Source organism: Micrococcus sp. HG099 (assembly GCF_024723355.1).
GTDB classification, from domain to species: Bacteria; Actinomycetota; Actinomycetes; order Actinomycetales; family Micrococcaceae; genus Micrococcus; species Micrococcus endophyticus.
On record NZ_JANQCJ010000005.1, the window covers coordinates 24,966 to 43,681 of the forward strand.

Genomic DNA, 18,716 nt, shown 5'->3' on the forward strand with positions numbered 1-18,716 from the left:
CGCCCGCCGTCGTCGTCGGGTGAGGTCAGTCCTGGTCGGCGACCGGACCGAACTTCGTCCGGGTGTCCAGGCGGGCGTCCTTGCGGAAGGGCACGACCATCACGGGGCCCTTCGCGTGGTCCGTGACGCCGCGGCTGGTGGAGCCCACGAGCGCGCCCGTGAACCCGCCCAGGCCGCGCGTGCCCACCACGGTGAGGCGCGCCGTCGCGGTCTGCTCGCGCATGACGTCCACGGGGGTGCCGTCCACGAGCTCCGTGACGACCTCCAGGCCGGGGAACTCGGAGGCGATCCACGCGGCGCCGGCGTCCAGGCGCTCGCGCAGCTCCTGCTCGCGGGCGGCTTCGTCCAGGGTCACGCCCAGCCATGCGGCGTTGGCGCCCACCGGGGGCAGCGCGCACACCAGCTTCAGCGGGGCCTGGCGGATGCGGGCCTCCTCCGCGGCCACGAGGGCGGCGGCGCGGCCCTGCTCGGAGCCGTCCACGCCCGCGACCACGGCGGCGCCGTCGGCGGCACGGCTGGCCTCGACGCCGGCGGGGATGATGGCCACCGGGCAATGCGCGTGACCGGGCAGGGCGGAGGCCACGGAACCGAGCAGCCGGCCGATGAACCCGCCGCGGCCGCGGCCGCCGGAGACCAGCAGCGAGGCGGCCTTCGAGAGGTCCACGAGCACGCCGGCCGCGTCGCCGACCTCCACGCGCAGCTCCGGCCGCACGCCCTCGGCGTCGAGCTTGGCGGCCACCTCGTCCAGGAGGACCTGCACGCCCTCGCGCAGGCGGGAATCGTCCAGCACGGTGCCGCCGGCGTCCGCGCCGTAGCCCCAGTAGGCGGGGATCGAGTAGGCGGTGACGAGGGTCAGCGGCTCGCCGCGCAGGCCGGCCTCGCGCTGGGCCCAGCGGGCGGCGGAGACGGACTGCTCGGAGCCGTCCACGCCCACCAGGACGCCGAGCGGCGCGTCCTCACGGGGGGCGGCGGGCTGAGTCTGGGCGGACATGGCGGACCTCCTCGAGTCGGTCTCGACGCGGCCCCGGGCGGGCCGGGTCGATGCCGCCAGTCTACTGCGCGGGGCCCTGGGAGGCCTGGTTCGAGGCGCCCTCGGAGGTGCCGTCGGAGGCCTGCACGAGGGGCGTGGGGTCCGGGGCGAGGCCGCCGGCGAAGCGGGCGACGTCGTCGACCAGCTGGGCCGGCAGCGCGTCCGAGCGCAGGGCGCGGGCGAGGGCGGCGCGGCCGCCGAGCTCCTCCGCCGCCAGCGGGGCCGAGGAGGCCGCGGCGATCACGTTGCCGCGGCGGCGGCCCTTGAGCATGGCCGGGTCTGCCATGACCTCCACGTGGGCGAAGGCGGTGCGCAGGGCGGCGACCTCGCGGCGCACCGAGGCCAGGTCCGGGCCGCCGCCGATGTTCAGCACGTACACGCCGCCGGGCACGAGGACGTGGGCGGCGTGGGCGGCGGCGTCGGCGCCCGTGAGGTGCGCGGGGGTGACGTGCGGGGAGTCCGGGGCGAGGGAGAGCGGGTCCGCGGGGGCGAACACGTCCCGGAACACGACCTCGCGGGTGGCCTCGCGCAGGCCGGCCAGGACCTGCCCGGCCTCGCCCACGCGGATCTTCAGCTGCGGGGCGCGGGGCAGGTCGAAGTGCGTGCGGGCGAGCTCGGCGAGGCCGGCGTCGAGCTCGACGGCGAGCTGGTGCGCCTGCGGCCACGTGTGCGTGACCCAGCGGGCGAACGTGCAGCCGGCGCCGCCGAGGTGCAGCACGCGCAGGCGCTCGGCGTCCGGGGCGAAGCGGTGCGCGAGGACCGCCGCGGCCCAGCGCATGTACTCGAAGCCGAGGGTCTCGGCGCGGTCCGGGTTGAGCTGGGAGGACTCCACGCCGTTGACCTTGAGCAGGTAGACGCCGTCCGTCCAGGGGTCGGGCAGGATCTCGGCGGTGCCGGAGCTGATGGCGAAGACGCCGGGGGTGATCACGGCCTGATTCTCCCCCAGCGCCCTTCCGTGCGGGAAACGGGAGCCTTCCCGGATGCTTTCGTGCGGGAGACGGGAGCCTCAGCCCCGGCGCACCATCCGCTGCGCATGGAGCCCCGCCCACGCGCCGTCCATGGGTGCGGGCGCACCGTGGTCCTCGAAGCCGTGCTTGGCGTAGAAGGCCCGCGCCCGCGGATTCTCCGCGAGCACGTCCAGCATCGCGGGCCCGTCCCCGACGACGGCGTCCAGCAGTCGCGCTCCCACGCCCGTGCCGTAGGCCTCGGCCAGGACGTACAGGACCATCAGCTCCCGCGGGGGAAGGCCCTCGTCCTCGATGCGCGACGGCCCGGCGAGGGCGACGCCGACGAGCCGGCCGCCGTCGTCGTCCTCGGCGACCCACAGGTCCCGGTCCGAGCCGACCAGCGCGGCCCACGCGGGCGCGTCCTGGGGCACGCGGGCGTCCGCCCGGTCGAAGACCTCGGCCGGCAGGTGCGCGCCGTAGGCCTCGCGCCAGGACTGCGCCTTCACGCGCAGCAGGGCCTCGGCGTCCTCACGACGCGCGGGGCGGACCACGACGGCCACGGCGGGGTCAGGAGACGTCGTCGGAGGCGAGGGCCGCCTCGAGCCGGGCGAGCTTGCCGACCAGCTCGCCGGTGTGGCCCGGGCGGATGTCCGCCTTGAGCACGAGCGAGACGCGGGAGCCGTACGGGGCCACGGCGTCCACCGCACCCCGCACCACGTCCATCACCTCGTCCCAGTCCCCCTCGATCTCGGTGAACATCGAGGACGTGCGGTGGGGCAGGCCGGACTCCCGGACCACGGCGACGGCGGCCGCCACCGCCCGGTGGACGGAGGCGGAGTCCTCGTCCCCGGGCTGGTGGGCGGCGTCGGCGGGCGTGCCGGACGGGGCGACGGAGAAGGCGACGATCATGCGCACCAGTGTGCCGCGCCGTCGTCGTCCGGGACACCCGCGCCGCGCCCCGTCCCCGGCGTCAGCCGCCCAGCACCGGCTGCAGCGCCTTGATGAGCTCGTTCACGCCGATCGCCACGAACACGGCGGCGGTCAGGCCGAGCAGGATGTTGCGGATCCAGCCGTTGCGGTGCTGGACCGGCACGTCCTTGCGGTTGTTCAGGAACAGCAGCGTCACGGCCAGGAACGGCATGAACAGGGCGCCGAGCGTGCCGTAGAGCAGGATCAGGAAGATCGGGCGGTCCAGGAACAGCAGGGACATCGGCAGGATGGTCAGCCACAGCAGGTAGAAGCGCGCCGGCTTGGAGGCGAGCGAGGGGGCATCGTCCTGGTCCAGCTCGTCGGCCGGGCGGCGGAAGTTCGTCCAGAAGTCGGCGAACATCAGGGACACGCCGTGCCACACGCCCAGCAGCGAGGAGAAGGACGCGGCGAAGAAGCCGATCAGGAAGACGTAGGACCACACCTGGCCGTAGCGCTCGGCGAGGACGTTGCCGACGTCGAGCAGGCCCTTGTCGCCCGAGGAGATGGCCAGGCCGGCCGAGTGCAGCAGCTCGACGCCCATGATCATGGTGGCGATCACGAAGATGCCGGTGAGGACATACGACGTCGCGTTGTCGAACTTCATCACCTTCATGTACTTCGGGGCGTTCCAGCCCTTCTCACGCAGCCAGTAGGCGTACGCGCCGAGGGTGATGGTGCCGCCCACGCCGCCGGCGAGGCCGAGCACGTAGAACATGACCTGCGGGTCGCCCGAGGGGATGCGCGGGACCAGGCCGGAGAGGATCTCGCCCACGTTCGGGGCGGTCAGCGCCGCGGAGATCAGCACGGTGACGAACATGACGCCGATCAGCGCCGTCATCAGCTTCTCGATCAGGCCGTACTTGTTCAGCCACACCAAGGCCAGGCCGATCAGGCCGGCCGCGATCGCGAACACCTTGGCGTCCACGGCCGGGAAGAGCGCCGCGAGCGGGATGGCGGTAGAGCTCATCGCCGTCGCGCCGTACACGAAGCCCCAGATCAGGATGTAGGGGCCGAAGTACCAGCTGGTCCAGGAGCCGAGCTGGCGCCAGCCCTGGAAGATCGTCTTGCCGGTGGACAGGTACCAGCGGCCCACGCCCTCCACGAGAACGATCTTGAAGATCACGCCGAGGACCACGGCCCACAGCAGCATGTAGCCGTAGCGGGAGCCGGCGGTGAGGGTGGCCACCAGGTCGGCGGCGCCCACGCCGGTGGCGGCGGCGACGATGCCGGGGCCGAGGGAGTTCCAGCGGGGCTTGATCGGGGTCTCGTTCAGCTCGGCCTCCGTGAACCCGACGATGTCCGGGTTGTGCACGGGGTGACCGCGGTCTGCTGTGTGGGCCATGGGGGTTCCTCATCGGTCGGGCGCCCGGTGGCCACGGAGGACGACGACGGCGCGCGGCCGGCGGCGTGCACCGCGTCCGGGGATGCCGGGGCGGGGGTGCGAGTGATGTCACTCCTATCACGTGGGAGCGAGACACGCGTCACCCATGACGGTGCGGGGGCTCCCGTTTCCCACACGAAAGCACCGATCGTTTTCGTGCGGGAAACGGGAACGAGGGTGCGAAAGCACCCCCGCGAAGGCTCCCGTTTCCCGCACGAAAGCGGCGTGGGAGGCTCCCGTTCCCCGCACGAAAAGGGCTGGTGAGGGGAGACGGCGGGGGCGGGCCGTCGTCGGGAGGCCATGGGTACTGTGAGGAGCGTCCGTGCCCCCGCGCACCCGCCTCCGCCCACTCGTCTCCCCCGCCCCCGCTCCCCCGCCTTCGGAAGGTCCGCGATGCCCCAGGGAATCTTCGTCTCCACCACCTCGACCGGCGCCGGCAAGTCCCTCGTCAGCCTCGGGCTGGCGGACTCCCTCTACCGGCGCTCCGGCACGGTGGGCTACTTCCGCCCCGTGGTCCCCGGGGAGGACGTGGAGGCCGACCCCATGGTCCTGCTCATGCGCGAGCAGTTCGGCCTCACCGCCGAGCAGGCCCGCGGCGGGCTCACCGCCGCCGAGGCCCGCACCCTCATGGCCGAGGGCCGCGGCGACGAGGTCCAGCAGCGCTGCGTGGAGCAGTACGACGCGATGCGGGCCGCGTGCGGCGTCGTCGTGGTGGAGGGCACCGACCTGATCAGCCCGGACCCGGCCGCCGACCTCGACCTCAACGCCCAGCTGGCCCGCAACCTCGGCACCCCGGTGGTCGCCGTGGTCTCCGGCGCCGAGATGACGCCGGAGCAGGCCGCCGACGTCGTGGACCTGGCCCGCCGCACCCTCGACGACGCCGGCGTGGAGCTGCTGGCCGTCATGGTCAACCGCGCGGACCCGCGGCAGCTGGACGCCGTGGGCGCCGCCGTGCGCCCCGGCCGGCACGCCTGGCCCGTCTACGTCCTCCCCGAGCTGCCCGAGCTCGCCCACCCGTCGGTGGCCGAGGTGGCCGCCGCCCTGCGCCTGGAGCAGGTGGCGGGCCAGGAGACGCTGGACCGCGACGTCACCGAGGTCAAGGCCGTCTCCATGGAGGGCGGCAACTTCCTCGAGGTGCTGCGGGACGGCGCGCTCGTGATCGTCTCCGGGGACCGCTCGGACGCGATCCTGGCCACCGTCGCCTCCTCGCTGACCCCGGACTTCCCCACGCCCTCCGGCATGATCCTCACCAACGGGATCCTCCCCAACCGCCAGCTGCAGCGGCTCTACCTGGACGCCGCCTTCCCCGTGTTCGCCACGCACGACGACACGTTCACCACCGCCGCCAAGGTCTCCCGCGTGCGCTCCGAGCTCTCCAGCGCGCAGCCGCGCAAGACCGCCGCCGCGCTCGGCGCCTGGCACCAGCGCGTGGACGGGGACGAGCTGCTGGGCCGCTTCGACCTGCCGCGCTCCGACGTCGTCACCCCGCTGCGCTTCCTGCACGAGCTGATCACCCGCGCCCGCGCGGACCGCCGCCAGATCGTGCTGCCCGAGGGCGAGGACGCCCGCGTGCTGCGCGCCGCCGAGATCCTGCAGCGCCGGGACGTGTGCGACCTCGTGGTGCTCGGGCCCGAGTCCGCCGTGAAGGAGCTGGCCTCCCGCGAGGGCGTGGACCTGGCCGGGATCGACCTCGTGGACCCGGCCGACTCCCCGGACCTGGAGCGCTACGCGCAGGAGTACGCCCGCCTGCGCGCGCACAGGGGCGTGGACCTCGAGCGCGCCCGCGAGGTCATGCAGGAGGGCGCCTACTTCGGCACGATGATGGTCCACCTCGGCGACGCGGACGGCATGGTCTCCGGCGCCGCGCACACCACCGCCAACACCATCCGCCCGGCCCTGGAGTTCGTGAAGACCCGGCCCGGGGCGTCCATCGTGTCCTCGGTGTTCTTCATGCTCCTGCCGGACCGGGCCCTCGTCTACGGCGACTGCGCCGTGAACCCGGACCCGGACGCGGAGCAGCTCGCGGACATCGCCGTGGCCTCCGCCGCCACCGCCGCGCAGTTCGGCGTGGACCCGCGCGTCGCCATGCTCTCCTACTCCACGGGCGCCTCGGGCTCCGGCGAGGCCGTGGACAAGGTCCGCGCCGCCACCGAGCTGGTCCGCGAGCGCGCCCCGGAGCTGAAGGTGGAGGGCCCGCTGCAGTACGACGCCGCGGTGAACGCCTCCGTGGCCGCCTCCAAGATGCCGGACTCCGAGGTCGCGGGGCAGGCCACCGTGTTCGTGTTCCCGGACCTGAACACCGGCAACAACACGTACAAGGCGGTGCAGCAGTCCTCGGGCGCCGTCGCCGTCGGGCCGGTCCTGCAGGGGTTGAACAAGCCCGTGAACGACCTCTCCCGCGGCACCACCGTGGAGGACATCGTCAACACCGTGGCCATCACCGCCATCCAGGCCCAGGACCAGGGCTGACGCCCGGGAAGGACTCCGCCGTGCTCGTCCTCGTCATCAACTCCGGCTCCTCGTCCCTGAAGTACCAGCTCCGCGAGCTGGCCGACGACGGCGCGGACGGCCCCCGGCCCGTCCTCGCCAAGGGCCTGGTGGAGCGCATCGGCGTGCCCGGCTCGGACGTGCCGGACCACGCCACGGCCCTGGAGCGGGTGGAGGCGGAGGTGTTCCGGGTGATCGGGGACCGCCCGATCGACGCCGCCGGCCATCGCGTGGTGCACGGCGGCGAGCGGTTCACCGCGCCGGCGCTCGTGACCAACGAGGTGATCCGGGCGATCGAGCGGCTCGCACCCCTGGCCCCCCTGCACAACCCGGCCGCCGCGCAGGGCCTGCGCGCCATGACCGAGCGCTACCCGGACATGCCGCAGGTGGTCGTGTTCGACACCTCGTTCCACCAGACCATGCCGCGCGAGGCCTGGCAGTACGCCCTGCCGGAGAGCGTCTACCGCGAGCACGGCATCCGCCGGTACGGCTTCCACGGCACGAGCCACGACCTCGTGGCGGGCCTGGCCGCGCGGCACCTCGGCGTGGCCCGGGAGGAGTTCTCCGGGATCGTGCTGCACCTGGGCAATGGGGCCTCCGCGACCGCGATCCGCGACGGCGCGTCCGTGGACACCTCGATGGGCTTCACCCCGCTGGCCGGCCTCGTGATGGGCACGCGCACGGGCGACCTGGACCCCTCCGTGGTGACCCACCTGATGCGCACGCAGGGGCGCTCCGCGGAGGAGATGGACAGCCTGATGAACAAGGAGTCCGGCCTGCTGGGCCTGGCCGGGCACGCGGACATGCGCCAGGTGGTCGAGGCCGCGGACGCCGGGGACCGCCGCGCCCGCACCGCCCTGGACGTGGCGAGCTACCGGCTGGCCAAGTACGTGGGCGGGTACCACGTGGCCGTGGGCGGGGCCCAGGCGATCGTGTTCACCGCGGGCATCGGCGAGAACTCGGCGCCGTTCCGGGCCCGCGTGGTGCAGCGCCTGGGCGCCCTCGGGGTGGAGCTGGACGCGGCGGCGAACGAGGCCGGGCTGTCCGGGGCAGGGGACGACGGCGTCGCCGTGATCTCCGCCCCGGGCTCGGCGATCCCCGTGCTCGTGATCCCCACGGACGAGGAGCAGGCGATCGCCCGGCTCACGTGGGAGCTGACCCGGGGCTGAGCGCCTAGCTCCCCCCGCCTGCGCCCCGGTCCCCTCGCCCCTTCCCCCGAACGACCGACGCCCAGCGACATCGCCGCCGGGCAGAACGGCGGTGATGTCGCTGGGCGTCGGTCGGGGCGCGCGCCGGCTCAGACGTGCTCGCCGTCGGCCTCCACGGCGATCCCGAGCTCGTTGCCCGGGATCGAGGCGAGCAGCCGCCGCGTGTACGGGTGCCGCGGGTTGGTGAAGACCTCCTCGGAGGACGCCGCCTCCACGACCTCGCCGTCCTTCATCACGCACACGTAGTCCGAGATGAGCCGCACCACCGCGAGGTCGTGCGAGATGAACAGGTAGCTCAGCCCCAGCTCGTCCTGCAGGCGGCGCAGCAGGGTGAGGATCTGGTCCTGCACCAGCACGTCGAGCGCGGAGACGGGCTCGTCGCACACGATCAGCTCCGGGTTCAGCGCGAGCGCACGGGCGATCGCCACGCGCTGGCGCTGGCCGCCGGAGAGCTCGGCCGGATACCGGCGGTGGAAGTGCGAGGGCAGGGCCACCTGCTCCATGAGCTCGAGCACGCGGGCCCGCCGCTCCCTCGCGTTGCCGCGCTTGTACGTCTGCAGCGGCTCCTCGATGATCCGCCCCACGGTGAACGAGGGGTTCAGCGAGGAGAACGGGTCCTGGAACACGGCCTGCACGCGCTGGCGGAAGTCCTTGAGGTCCTCCCCCCTCATCCCGAGCACGTCCTTGCCCTCGAACGTGATCTCGCCCGACGTCGGCTCGATCAGCTTCAGGAGCATGCGCGCCGTCGTCGTCTTGCCGGAACCGGACTCGCCCACGATCGAGACGGTCTTGCCCCGCGGGATCTTCAGGGACACGTCCTTGGCGGCGGTGAAGTCGTCGTGCCCACGCACCGGGTAGACCTTCGTCAGGTCACGGATCTCCACGAGCGGCGTGAGGTCCTTCTTGGCCAGGGCCACGGTGGACAGCGCCGCGGTGTCGTCCTCCTTCAGCGCGCTCGGCGCCGGGTCGAACGCCTCCGGCAGCAGGCGGGCGGCCGCCACGGACGGCGCCGCCGCCACGAGGGAGCGGGTGTAGGCGTGCTGCGGGTCCTCGAGGATGGCCCGCGCGTCGCCGGACTCCACCACGTGGCCGCGGTGCATCACCACGAGCTGCTGGGCGCGGTCGGCCGCGAGGCCGAGGTCGTGCGTGATCAGCAGCACCGAGCTGCCGAGCTCGCGGGTCATCTCGTCGATCTGGTCGAGGATCACCTGCTGCACGGTCACGTCCAGCGCCGAGGTGGGCTCGTCCGCGATCAGCAGCTGCGGACGGCACGCCAGGCCGATCGCGATCAGCACGCGCTGGCGCAGGCCACCGGAGAGCTCGTGCGGGTACTGCTTGGCCCGGCGCGCCGGCTCGGGGATGCCCGCGCGCTCCATGACCTCCACGACCTTGGCGCCCACGTCCTTCTTCGTGGCCAGCCCGTGGGTCAGCAGGGTCTCGCCGATCTGCTGGCCCACACGGGTCACGGGGTTCAGGTTGGACATGGGGTCCTGGGGCACCAGGCCGATGCGCCGGCCGCGGATGCGCCGCATCTTCGCGTCGGACAGGCCCACGAGCTCCTCGCCCGCGAACTTCACGGAGCCGCCCGTCACCCGGCCGTTGCCGGGCAGCAGGCCGATCGCGGCCATCGCGGTGGTGGACTTGCCCGAGCCGGACTCGCCCACGATCGCCAGCGTGCCGCCGGCCGGCAGCGTCAGGGACGCCCCCTCGACGGCCTTCACGGTGCCCTGCTGGGTGCGGAACTCCACGTCCAGGTCGCGGATCTCCAGCAGCGGCGCGCCGGGGGCGGGCATCTCCGCGCTCCCGACGCCGGCCGGGTCGGTCCCGGCGGTGGGCGCGGCCCCGAAGGCCGCGGCGTGCGAGCCGGCGCCGAGGGCGCCGTCGTCGTGCTTCGGGTCCATGGTCAGCGCCTCCGGGAGGTGGGGTCGAGGGCCTCGCGCAGGGACTCGCCCAGCAGGGTGAAGCCCAGCGCGGTGATGGCGATGCACAGGCCCGGCAGGAACGCGAGCCACGGGTTGATGCCCAGCTCGGCCTGCGCGTAGGTGAGCATGCGGCCCCACTCGGCGGTCTCCGGGCGGCCGCCGCCCAGGCCCAGGAAGGACAGGGCCGCGGCGTCGATCACGGCGGTGGCCAGGGTCAGGGTGGCCTGCACGATCACGGGGCCCAGCGAGTTGGGCAGCACGTGGGACATGGTGATCCGCCCGCGGGACAGGCCGAGCGTCTGCGCCGCCAACACGTAGTCCGAGCCCTTCTGGGTGAGCATCGAGGAGCGCAGCAGGCGCGCGAAGATCGGCACCTGCGCCACGCCGATCGCGATCATCACCGCGAACGGGGTCTGGCCGAGGATCGCGGCGATCGAGACCGCCAGCAGCAGGTTCGGCACGGAGAGCAGGATGTCAACGGTGCGCATGACCACGGAGTCCACCCAGCCGCCGAACGTGCCGGCCAGCAGGCCCAGCAGCATGCCGCCGACCAGGCCGAACGCCGTCGAGACGACGCCGATGATCAGCGAGGCCTGCGCGCCCCAGATCAGCTTGGAGAGCACGTCGCCGCCGAAGCGGTCCAGGCCCAGCGGGTAGCCGTCCACCTCGCCCGGCCCGGGCACGTGGGTGGGTCGGATCTCGCGCATGCCGGGGGTGTCCGTGCCGGCGTACGGCGCCAGCACGGGGGCCAGCACCGCCACGAGGACGAACAGCGCGACGATGACGGCGCCGGCGATGGCCGCCGGGTTGCGGCGCAGCCGCTGGAACGCGGCGCCCCACACGGAGGTGCCGCGCGCGTCGGCGGCCGCCTCGGTGGTCTCCTGGGTGGCGGCGGCCTCGACGGGCGCCAGCGCGTGGTCGACGGCGCCCTCGGTGGGCCCGCCGCCCGGGCTCGGTGGCAGGTTCACGCTCATGAGACACGCACCCTCGGGTCGATGAGGCCGTAGGAGACGTCCACGACCAGGTTGATCAGCGAGTAGATCAGGGCGATGAAGATGATGAAGCCCTGCAGCACCGGGAAGTCCAGCTGGAAGATCGCCTGTGCCAGGAATCTGCCGATCCCGTTGAAGGCGAACACCGTCTCGGTGAGCACCGCCCCCGAGATCAGCAGGCCCAGCTGCAGGCCCAGCGTGGTGCTCACCGGCAGCAGCGCGTTGCGCATGATGAACCGGTCGCGGATCAGGCGCGGGGCCAGGCCCTTGGCGCGGGCCGTGCGCACGAAGTCCGCGTTCTGCACGTCCAGCACGGAGGCGCGCGTGATGCGGGCGATGATCGCCAGCGGGATGGTGCCCAGCGCGATGCCGGGCAGCACCAGGTGGGTCAGCGCGTTCAGGGCCGCGTCCCACTCTCCGGTGCTGATGCCGTCCCACACGTAGAAGTTCGTGTAGTGCGTGGCGTCCAGGCGTGGGTCCTGCCGGCCGTCCGTGGGGAGCCAGCCGAGCTTCACGGCGAACACCCACTTCAGGATGAAGGCCAGGAAGAACACGGGCACCACGACGCCGATGAGGGACAGGACGACGGCGATGTTGTCCTGCCACCGGCCCACGTGGCGGGCGGCCCAGTAGCCGAGCGGGATGCCGATGGCCACCGCGAACACGATCGCGAACAGCGAGAGCTCGAGGGTGGCCGGGAACCGGTCCGCGAACTCCTCGAGCACCGGCCGGTTGGTCGTGGTGGAGGTGCCGAAGTCGCCCCGCAGCAGCCGTCCCATGTAGGTCGTGTACTGCTCCAGCAGGGGCTTGTCGAAGCCGTAGGCCGCGTTCACGCGGGCCACGGCCTCCGGGGTGGCGCGGTCGCCGAGCAGGGCGGTGGCGGGGCCGCCGGGCAGGCTGCGGACCCACAGGAACAGCAGGACGGAGAGTCCGAAGAGGGTGGGGATCAGCAGCAGCAGGCGCTTGCCGATGAATCTGAGCACGAGTGCCTCCATGCCGGCGCCGGGCCGGGCCGGTCGGTGCGAGGGACGGGCGGTGGGGGTCCGGGCGGCGACGACGGAGCCCGGGGGTCCGGCTCCGTCGTCGCCATCGGGGCGGTCAGCCCCGGTGAGTCCGGATCACTCGGTCAGGTCGATCTCGGTGAAGACCTCGTCGTTGACCGGGCTGGCCGGGTAGGAGGCCACGCGCTTGTCGAACGCCAGCGAGGGCGCCGGGTGCGCGAGCGGGATCGCCGGGACGAAGTCGGAGATCTGCTTGTTGATCTCCTCGTACATCGGGGTCTGCTCCTCGAGGGTCGGCACGCCGCGGGCCTCCTCCAGGGCGGAGAAGAGCTCCGGGTTGTCGAAGCCGAACTCCGGCTTCTCCTGGCCGAAGAACACGCCCACGAAGTTGTCCGTGTCGTTGTAGTCGCCGGTCCAGCCCAGCAGGTGCAGGCCGTGGTCGGCGGTGCCCTGGACCTGGTTCAGGTAGTCCGGGCTCCACTTGGCCGGCTTGGCCTCGACCTGGATGCCCACCTGGGAGAGCTGGTTGGAGAGGTTCGAGAACACCTGCTCCGGGGTCGGCATGTATGGACGCGAGACGCCCGTGGGGTAGTTGAAGTCGATCGTGAAGCCGTCGGCGTAGCCGGCCTCGGCCAGCAGCTGCTTGGCCTTCTCCGGGTCGTACTCGTACTTCGTCACGTCCTCGGAGAAGCCGTTCACGGACTTCGGGATGAACTGGGTGGCCGGCTCGGTGCCCTCGGGGAGGGTCTGGCTGATCAGGGCCTCCTTGTCGATCGCGTGGGCGATCGCCTGGCGCACCTTCACGTCCTTCAGCTCCTCCTGCTGCTGGTTCAGGCCCAGGTAGAGGATGGTGAAGGGATCGCGGGCCACCACGTTGAAGCCGGCGTCGGACAGGGCCTGGGTGTCGGCGGGGGCCACGAGGTCATAGCCGTCGATGTCGCCGGCCTCGAGGGCCTGGCGGCGGGCCACCGGGTCGTCGATCACGCGGAAGGTGATGTCCGTGACGTCGCCGCCCTCGCCCCAGTAGTCCTCGTAGGCGGAGAGCTTGATGTCCTCGCCTACGCTCCAGGAGTCGAACTTGTACGGGCCGGTGCCGGTCGGATGCGCGCGGGCGTACTCGGACATCTGCGGCGACTCGGCGGAGCCGCCGATCTCGTCGGCCTTGTACTCCTCGAGCGCCTTCGGGGACTGCATGGCGAACGCCGGCAGGGACAGGGAGGCGATGAAGCCGGCGAACGGCTGGGCCAGGGTGACCGTGGCCTCGGCGTCCCCGTTGGCCTCGCAGCTCTCGTAGACCGCGTTCTCCGGGGCGTCCGCGAAGCCGCGGAACAGCTTGCCGTAGTAGTAGGAGACGGTCTCGGCCTGCTGGATGCCGGTGAAGTTGTACCAGCGGTCGAAGTTGGCGCACACGGCCTCGCCGTTGAAGGGCTCGCCGTCGTGGAACGTCACGCCCTCCTTGAGCTTGAAGGTGTGGGTGAGGCCGTCCTCGGAGGACTCCCAGGACTCGGCGAGCAGCGGCGCGGGGTCCGCTGTGCCCGGCTCGGTGCCCACGAGGCCCTCGAAGATCTGGCGGGAGACGCGGAAGGACTCGCCGTCGGAGGCGAAGGCGGGGTCCAGCGTCTTGGGGTCGGAGGAGGCGGCGAAGATGAACGAGCCGTCCACCTGGGCGGCGTCGCCGTTGGAGCCGCTGCCGCCGGCGGAGCCGCCGGAGTCGCGCTGGCTCTCGGCGCAGCCGGTGATGAGCAGGGCGCCGGCCGCGGTGAGGGCGGCGGCGGACAGGAGTCGTTGACGCAGACGGGTGGCCATGGGGGGCTCCTCCGGGGATGAGGTCTCATCCGAGACGCGGGTGCGAGGCGACCACGCCTGGGCGCTGTGACCCGGGACACGGCCGTGGTGTGACTATAGCCACTCGAACACCCCCCGGTACAACGCAGGGGTGCCCGGGTCAGCCACGCGCGGGGCCGCGGGAGGCTCCCGTTTCCCGCACGGAAGCAGGGGCCCGACTCAGGCGCGCGCGGGCGCCGGTTCCCGGCGCGCGGCGGCGTGCTCCCGGACCCAGTCCAGCACCTCGGCGGGGCGGTTCGTGGTGATCTCCTGCACCCCGTGGGCCAGCAGGAAGTCCACGTCTTCGCGGGCGTCCGCGGTCCACACGCGCAGCCGCCGACCCGCCGCGAGCCAGGCCTTCACGTCCGCCAGGTGCTCCCGCACGTACGCCACGGACGGCCCGGCCATCCCGGCGCGGCCGCCCCAGACCATGGCCTCGGACCCGGCGAGCGAGCCCCGCACCGCCGAGCGGACCGCCGCCCGGCCCAGCGGCCCCCGCGCCAGCCGGCTGGGCACGTCCCGGGGCACGAGGTCCAGCAGCGGGCAGAGGGGGTCGGTGCCGGCCAGCGGCGCCACGTGCCGCAGCGCGTCCGGATGGAAGCTCATGAGCGAGACCCGCACCTGGCCGACCCGGCCCGTCTCCGGGTCCCACCCGGCCCGCAGCAGCTCCCGCAGCACCCGCTCCTCGAGCTCGTGCCCGAACGGCGAGGGGTGCTTGAGCTCCACGGCCAGGCGCACCGGCCGGCCGGCCGCCGTCGCGATCCCGAGCAGCTCCGCCAGGGTGAGCACCTGCTCCCCCGCGCCGCCGTACGCGGCGGGGAGCGCCGTCGTCGTGCGTTCCGTGGAACCGGTGCCGCGCGCGGGCGCCGCGAGGACGTCCAGGGCGCGCAGCCGGGCGAGGGTGTGGTCGGCGACGGCGCCGCGCCCGTCCGAGGTGCGCTCCACCGTGGGGTCGTGCCAGCAGACGACCTCGCGGTCGCGGGTGAGCTGCACGTCGCACTCGAGGCCGTCGGCGCCCGCCTCGAGGGCGTGCAGCATGGCGGCGCGGGTGTGCTCGGGGAAGGCGGCGGAGGCGCCGCGATGGGCGATCACGAGGGCGGGCACGCCGCCAGGCTAGGGACGGCGGGTGCCGGGGGCGTCACCGCCCGGTGCCCGGCTGGTTAACTGGTGGGGACCATTCGGTGCGCGCGATCAGGAGCCTCCCGTGTCCCTCTCCCCGGACCCCGCCCGGCAGCTGCTCAGCGCCGGCACGCTCGAGCGCGAGCGGGGCCTTCGCCGCATGAAGGCCGTGGCCCTCGGGCTGCTCGTGGCGCTGGCCGTGGTGTTCGCCGTCGCGTTCCCCCTGCAGGACGTGCACCCCGTGTGGGGCTACGTGCGCGCCGCCGCGGAGGGCGGCATGGTGGGCGCACTCGCCGACTGGTTCGCCGTGACGGCCCTGTTCCGCCACCCCATGGGGATCCCCGTGCCGCACACCGCGCTCATCCCCCGCAAGAAGGACCAGCTCGGCGCCGCGCTCACCGAGTTCGTGCAGGAGAACTTCCTGGACTCGGACGTGGCCCGGGAGAAGGTCGAGGGCCTCGAGGTGGCCGCGGCCGCCGGCGGTTGGCTGCGCCGCCCGGAGAACGCGGAGCGGGCCGCGCGCGAGGTGGCGACGGCGGCCCGGGGCGCCATGGCGGCCGCCGACGACGACGCCGTCCAGAAGCTGCTGCGCCAGCTCATGCAGCGGCACATGGTGGAGCCCGAGTGGTCGCCCACGCTCGCAGGCGTGCTCCAGGACGTGGTGACCGGCCGGCACCACGAGCGGGTGGTGGACCTCGTGGTGAAGCACACCGGGGACTGGGTGGCCGCCCACCCCGAGATGTTCGTGGAGACCGTGCGCCGCCGCTCCCCCGAGTGGAGCCCCGACCTCGTGGACCGACTGCTCGCCGAGCGCCTGCACGCCGAGGCCCTCAAGTACCTCGCCGGGATCCGCGACGACCGCGACCACGAGGCCCGCCGCGCCGTCGACGACTGGCTCACCCGCCTGTCCGCCGAGATGCGCGACGACCCGCACACCCGGGCCTCCGTGGAGCGGTTCAAGCACAGCCTGTTCGCGGACGAGCGGCTGCGCGCGTGGGCCGGCCGGGCGTGGACGTCCCTGCGGGACTCGCTGCTGGACGCCCTCGAGGACCCGGCCTCGGACCTGCACCGCGCCCTCGTGGCCGCGCTGCGCGACCTCGGCGCCCGTCTGCAGGAGGACCCCGTGCTCCGCGACCGGGTGGACGGGCACGCCCGCGCCGCCGCCGCGTACGCGCTGAGCACCTACGGCCCGGCGGTGACCGGGGTGATCGAGGAGACCGTGGCCCGCTGGGACGGGGACCAGACCGCGCGCACCCTCGAGCTGTTCGTGGGCAAGGACCTGCAGTACATCCGCATCAACGGCTCGATCGTCGGCGCCCTCGCGGGCCTGACGATCCACGCCGTCGCGACGCTGTTCCTCTGAGCCGGGCCGCGGGGTAACCCCCGCATGCAGATTCGGGCGAGTTGTCGGGGGTGGAAGGGCTCCACACCTCCGACAACCCACCCGAATCTCCTGAAGGTGGTCAGGCTGCGGCCGGGTCAGACCGGGGGACCGGTCAGGCCTTGGCCGCGTCCTTCTTGTCGTCCCCGCCGGGCAGGGCACGGCGGATCGCGGTGAACACGCCGCCCTCACCGTCGTCCTCCTGGGCCTGCCGCGCGGCGCCCTCGCGGATCTCGCCCGGGATCACGGTGGGCAGGGGGCCGAAGAGCTCCTGCGCGTTCTCCATCACGGCCTTGCCCATGGCCCGGTTGCCGACGCCGCCGATCACCGCGCCGACGCCGAACGGCACTGCGCGGCCCAGGAAGCCGGCGCCCTGGCGCATGAGCATCTTCTTCATGAAGGTCCGCTTGAGGCGGTCCATCACGAACGCGCTGATGCCGGCGCCGCCGCCGGTGCCCGCGGCCGAGCCCGCGAGCGCGTTGAGGCTCGCGTTGGGGTCGAAGGGCCGGCCGGCCTTGGCGGCGGCCTCGCGGAGGAGCTCCTTGGCGTCGTCGCCGAGCATGAGGGCCATCACCAGGGCCTCGGCGCGCTGGGGATCCTCCATGGTGATGCCGTGCAGCTCGGCGAGGGACTGGGCGTAGAGGGCGGTGGCCTCCATGAAGCCCACCGTGGCCGCCGCAGACAGGCCCAGGGCCGCCACGGTGCCGATGCCGGGGACGATCGCCGTGCCGCCCACGGCCGCGCCGGCGCCCGTCACGGCGTTGAGGTACTGCTGCCCCAGCCGCTCCGCGATCTGCGCGGCAGTGAGCTCCGGATTCTTCGCGGCCACGTTCTGGATGTGCTTCAGGACCAGCGGGCGCTGGATGTCCAGCACCTTGGACACGACCTTCTCGAAGCCCTCCGTGGGCTCCCCGTTCTCATCGAGTGCCGACTTCAGAGCGAAGTCCTTCACCTTCCCGGACGTGTACCGACCGATCATCGAGTTCTTTGCCATGCCGGTCAGGGTATCGGCAGGCCCGCGCCGTGGTCAGGAGTCGGGCGTCGCCGCGCGGAGCGAATGGTCCAGGAAGATCCGGACGTCCCGGACCGCCTCCGGGCCGATGCCGTGCAGCACGCCGGGGTAGGTGCGCACGGTCAGGAGGGTGTGCTCCTCGGCCCACGCGCGGGTGTGGGCGACGGCGTCCGGATGGATCACGGGGTCCTGGACGTCCCGGCCCCAGAAGAAGGGCCGGGGGCCGGGCCCCTCGGGCGGGGAGTCGAGGACGGCGAGCAGCTCGTTGTCGACGGCGAAGCCGCTCAACCCCACGCCGCACGTGAAGGCCTCGGGGCGCAGGCGGATGAGCGTGGTGGCCATGGCCATGCCCTGGGAGAAGCCGAGCACGGACACGGTGCGGAAGCGCGCCTGCGCCACCTCCTCGGAGGCCAGCACGTCGAACACCCGGTGGGCGGCGGCCACCACCTGGGCGAAGTCGGACTGGAGCATCAGGTCGAGCAGGAACCAGCCGTGGGCGCCGGGGTCGCCGGGGCCCTCCGTGGCGGCGGCGTCGATCTCGAAGCCCCCGCGCACGGCCAGGCCGGTGCAGCGTTCGGGGAGCATGGGGAAGAACCGGTTCGCGGCCCTGACCTCGTTGGACCCGTAGCCGTGGAGCACCAGGACGAGGTCCGTGCCCGGGCGCTCCGCCGCGGGCCGGGACCACACCACCGGATGACCGGAACGGAGCGTCTCGATGGATGTCGTGGGCGGGGTCGGCATGGTTCCATCCTAGGTATGCCCCGCCCCGCCCGCCCCGTGGCGCCGCCCTACGAGCGGTACGCGGACGCGCTCGCCGCGCTGCCCGCCGCGGACCGCTCCCGCTCGCTCGGCGTGCTGGACCTGGACGCGTTCCGGGCGAACGCCGCCGCCATGGCCGCCCGGGCGGCGGGCGTGCCGGTGCGCGTGGCCTCCAAGTCCCTGCGGATCCGCCGCGCCGTCGTCGAGGCCCTGGAGCAGCCCGGCTTCCGCGGGGTGATGGCGTACGCGCTGGCCGAGGCGCTGTGGTGGGCCGAGTCCGGGCAGCCGGACGTGCTCGTGGCCTACCCCACCGCGGACGAGGCCGCCCTGGACGCGCTGCTGCGCTCGCCGCGGGCCCGCGCGGCGGTGGTGGTCACGGTGGACTCGGCGGAGCACCTGCGCTGGATCGAGGACCGCGTCCGCGCCGCGGGCGTGCACCCCGGCCAGGGGGCCGCGGACCTGCCGCCGCTGCGGCTGTGCCTGGACGTGGACACGGCGTGGCGCCCGCTCGCCCGGCTGCGCGTGGGCGCCCTGCGCTCCCCCGTGCGCACCCCGGACCAGGCCCGGGAGCTCGCGGACCGGATCCTGCGGACGCCCGGGGTCCGGCTGAGCGGCGTGCTGGCCTACGAGGCCCAGGTGGCCGGGCTCCCCGACGCCTCCGGTCCGCGCGCCGCGGCCGTGCGC

At 73.5% G+C, this 18,716-nt stretch carries 16 protein-coding genes; 4 read left to right on the plus strand and 12 right to left on the minus strand.

What is annotated here, in order from left to right; genetic code table 11:
• Positions 1–25: 25 nt before the first annotated feature.
• The 5 genes from NWP10_RS01140 to NWP10_RS01160 form a co-directional block, all read right to left on the minus strand.
• A complete protein-coding gene (locus tag NWP10_RS01140) occupies positions 26–991 on the minus strand; it encodes a universal stress protein (RefSeq protein WP_026106840.1) in 966 nt (321 codons plus the stop codon).
• A 61-nt stretch (positions 992–1,052) separates the two neighbouring features.
• Positions 1,053–1,958, minus strand: a complete 906-nt coding sequence (locus NWP10_RS01145; RefSeq protein ID WP_258299585.1) for a spermidine synthase — start codon at positions 1,956–1,958, stop codon at positions 1,053–1,055.
• Between the two features lie 78 nt (positions 1,959–2,036).
• Positions 2,037–2,537, minus strand: coding sequence for a GNAT family N-acetyltransferase (locus NWP10_RS01150; protein ID WP_258299586.1), 501 nt, complete (start codon positions 2,535–2,537; stop codon positions 2,037–2,039).
• Between the two features lie 7 nt (positions 2,538–2,544).
• Positions 2,545–2,886 carry a thiamine-binding protein gene (locus tag NWP10_RS01155; protein WP_248194039.1) on the minus strand — a complete coding sequence of 114 codons (342 nt, stop codon included), beginning with the start codon at positions 2,884–2,886 and terminating at the stop codon, positions 2,545–2,547.
• A gap of 61 nt (positions 2,887–2,947) precedes the next feature.
• Positions 2,948–4,288, minus strand: a complete 1,341-nt coding sequence (locus NWP10_RS01160; RefSeq protein WP_258299587.1) for an Nramp family divalent metal transporter — start codon at positions 4,286–4,288, stop codon at positions 2,948–2,950.
• Between the two features lie 432 nt (positions 4,289–4,720).
• On the opposite strand from NWP10_RS01160, the gene pta reads away from it, so the two are divergent.
• The gene (gene pta, locus NWP10_RS01165; RefSeq protein WP_010079621.1) at positions 4,721–6,796 is read left to right on the plus strand and encodes a phosphate acetyltransferase; all 2,076 of its coding nucleotides are present in this window, start codon (positions 4,721–4,723) and stop codon (positions 6,794–6,796) included.
• 20 nt (positions 6,797–6,816) lie between these two features.
• Positions 6,817–7,983 carry an acetate/propionate family kinase gene (locus tag NWP10_RS01170; RefSeq protein ID WP_258299588.1) on the plus strand — a complete coding sequence of 389 codons (1,167 nt, stop codon included), beginning with the start codon at positions 6,817–6,819 and terminating at the stop codon, positions 7,981–7,983.
• Positions 7,984–8,111: 128 nt separating this feature from the next.
• Here NWP10_RS01170 and NWP10_RS01175 read toward each other — a convergent pair whose 3' ends face one another.
• The 5 genes from NWP10_RS01175 to NWP10_RS01195 form a co-directional block, all read right to left on the minus strand.
• Complete coding sequence (locus tag NWP10_RS01175; RefSeq protein WP_375162458.1) at positions 8,112–9,923, minus strand: dipeptide ABC transporter ATP-binding protein; 1,812 nt, start codon at positions 9,921–9,923, stop codon at positions 8,112–8,114.
• Between the two features lie 2 nt (positions 9,924–9,925).
• On the minus strand, positions 9,926–10,918 hold the full coding sequence (locus tag NWP10_RS01180) for an ABC transporter permease (RefSeq protein WP_258299589.1): 993 nt from the start codon (positions 10,916–10,918) through the stop codon (positions 9,926–9,928).
• Entirely contained in the window at positions 10,915–11,919 is a 1,005-nt protein-coding gene (locus NWP10_RS01185; protein WP_258299590.1) for an ABC transporter permease, read from the minus strand. Before NWP10_RS01185 ends, NWP10_RS01180 begins: the two co-directional genes overlap by 4 nt.
• 135 nt (positions 11,920–12,054) lie before the next feature.
• Complete coding sequence (locus tag NWP10_RS01190) at positions 12,055–13,743, minus strand: ABC transporter substrate-binding protein (RefSeq protein WP_258299591.1); 1,689 nt, start codon at positions 13,741–13,743, stop codon at positions 12,055–12,057.
• Between the two features lie 198 nt (positions 13,744–13,941).
• On the minus strand, positions 13,942–14,865 hold the full coding sequence (locus NWP10_RS01195) for a glycerophosphodiester phosphodiesterase family protein (RefSeq protein WP_017488373.1): 924 nt from the start codon (positions 14,863–14,865) through the stop codon (positions 13,942–13,944).
• Positions 14,866–14,965: 100 nt separating this feature from the next.
• Here NWP10_RS01195 and NWP10_RS01200 point away from each other — a divergent pair, with 100 nt between their 5' ends.
• Positions 14,966–16,243: a DUF445 domain-containing protein gene (locus tag NWP10_RS01200; RefSeq protein WP_258299592.1), complete on the plus strand. Its 1,278-nt coding sequence runs from the start codon at positions 14,966–14,968 to the stop codon at positions 16,241–16,243.
• Between the two features lie 133 nt (positions 16,244–16,376).
• Here NWP10_RS01200 and NWP10_RS01205 read toward each other — a convergent pair whose 3' ends face one another.
• Both NWP10_RS01205 and NWP10_RS01210 read right to left on the minus strand, forming a co-directional pair.
• Positions 16,377–17,255, minus strand: a complete 879-nt coding sequence (locus tag NWP10_RS01205; protein WP_258299593.1) for a hypothetical protein — start codon at positions 17,253–17,255, stop codon at positions 16,377–16,379.
• Positions 17,256–17,288: 33 nt separating this feature from the next.
• Positions 17,289–18,014 carry an alpha/beta hydrolase gene (locus NWP10_RS01210; RefSeq protein WP_258299594.1) on the minus strand — a complete coding sequence of 242 codons (726 nt, stop codon included), beginning with the start codon at positions 18,012–18,014 and terminating at the stop codon, positions 17,289–17,291.
• Between the two features lie 15 nt (positions 18,015–18,029).
• Between NWP10_RS01210 and NWP10_RS01215 the strand changes: the two genes are divergently transcribed.
• Positions 18,030–18,716: alanine racemase (locus NWP10_RS01215; RefSeq protein ID WP_258299595.1), on the plus strand; the 687-nt coding region annotated here is incomplete at its 3' end.

What these genes read in the sequence shown, in the direction of transcription:
- NWP10_RS01140 (WP_026106840.1), bottom strand. Translation starts at nt 991, where the DNA reads ATGTCCGCCCAGACTCAGCCCGCCGCCCCCCGTGAGGACGCGCCGCTC.
- NWP10_RS01155 (WP_248194039.1), bottom strand. Translation starts at nt 2,886, where the DNA reads ATGATCGTCGCCTTCTCCGTCGCCCCGTCCGGCACGCCCGCCGACGCC.
- NWP10_RS01160 (WP_258299587.1), bottom strand. Translation starts at nt 4,288, where the DNA reads ATGGCCCACACAGCAGACCGCGGTCACCCCGTGCACAACCCGGACATC.
- pta (WP_010079621.1), top strand. Translation starts at nt 4,721, where the DNA reads ATGCCCCAGGGAATCTTCGTCTCCACCACCTCGACCGGCGCCGGCAAG.
- NWP10_RS01175 (WP_375162458.1), bottom strand. Translation starts at nt 9,923, where the DNA reads ATGGACCCGAAGCACGACGACGGCGCCCTCGGCGCCGGCTCGCACGCC.
- NWP10_RS01180 (WP_258299589.1), bottom strand. Translation starts at nt 10,918, where the DNA reads ATGAGCGTGAACCTGCCACCGAGCCCGGGCGGCGGGCCCACCGAGGGC.
- NWP10_RS01190 (WP_258299591.1), bottom strand. Translation starts at nt 13,743, where the DNA reads ATGGCCACCCGTCTGCGTCAACGACTCCTGTCCGCCGCCGCCCTCACC.
- NWP10_RS01205 (WP_258299593.1), bottom strand. Translation starts at nt 17,255, where the DNA reads ATGGCAAAGAACTCGATGATCGGTCGGTACACGTCCGGGAAGGTGAAG.
- NWP10_RS01210 (WP_258299594.1), bottom strand. Translation starts at nt 18,014, where the DNA reads ATGCCGACCCCGCCCACGACATCCATCGAGACGCTCCGTTCCGGTCAT.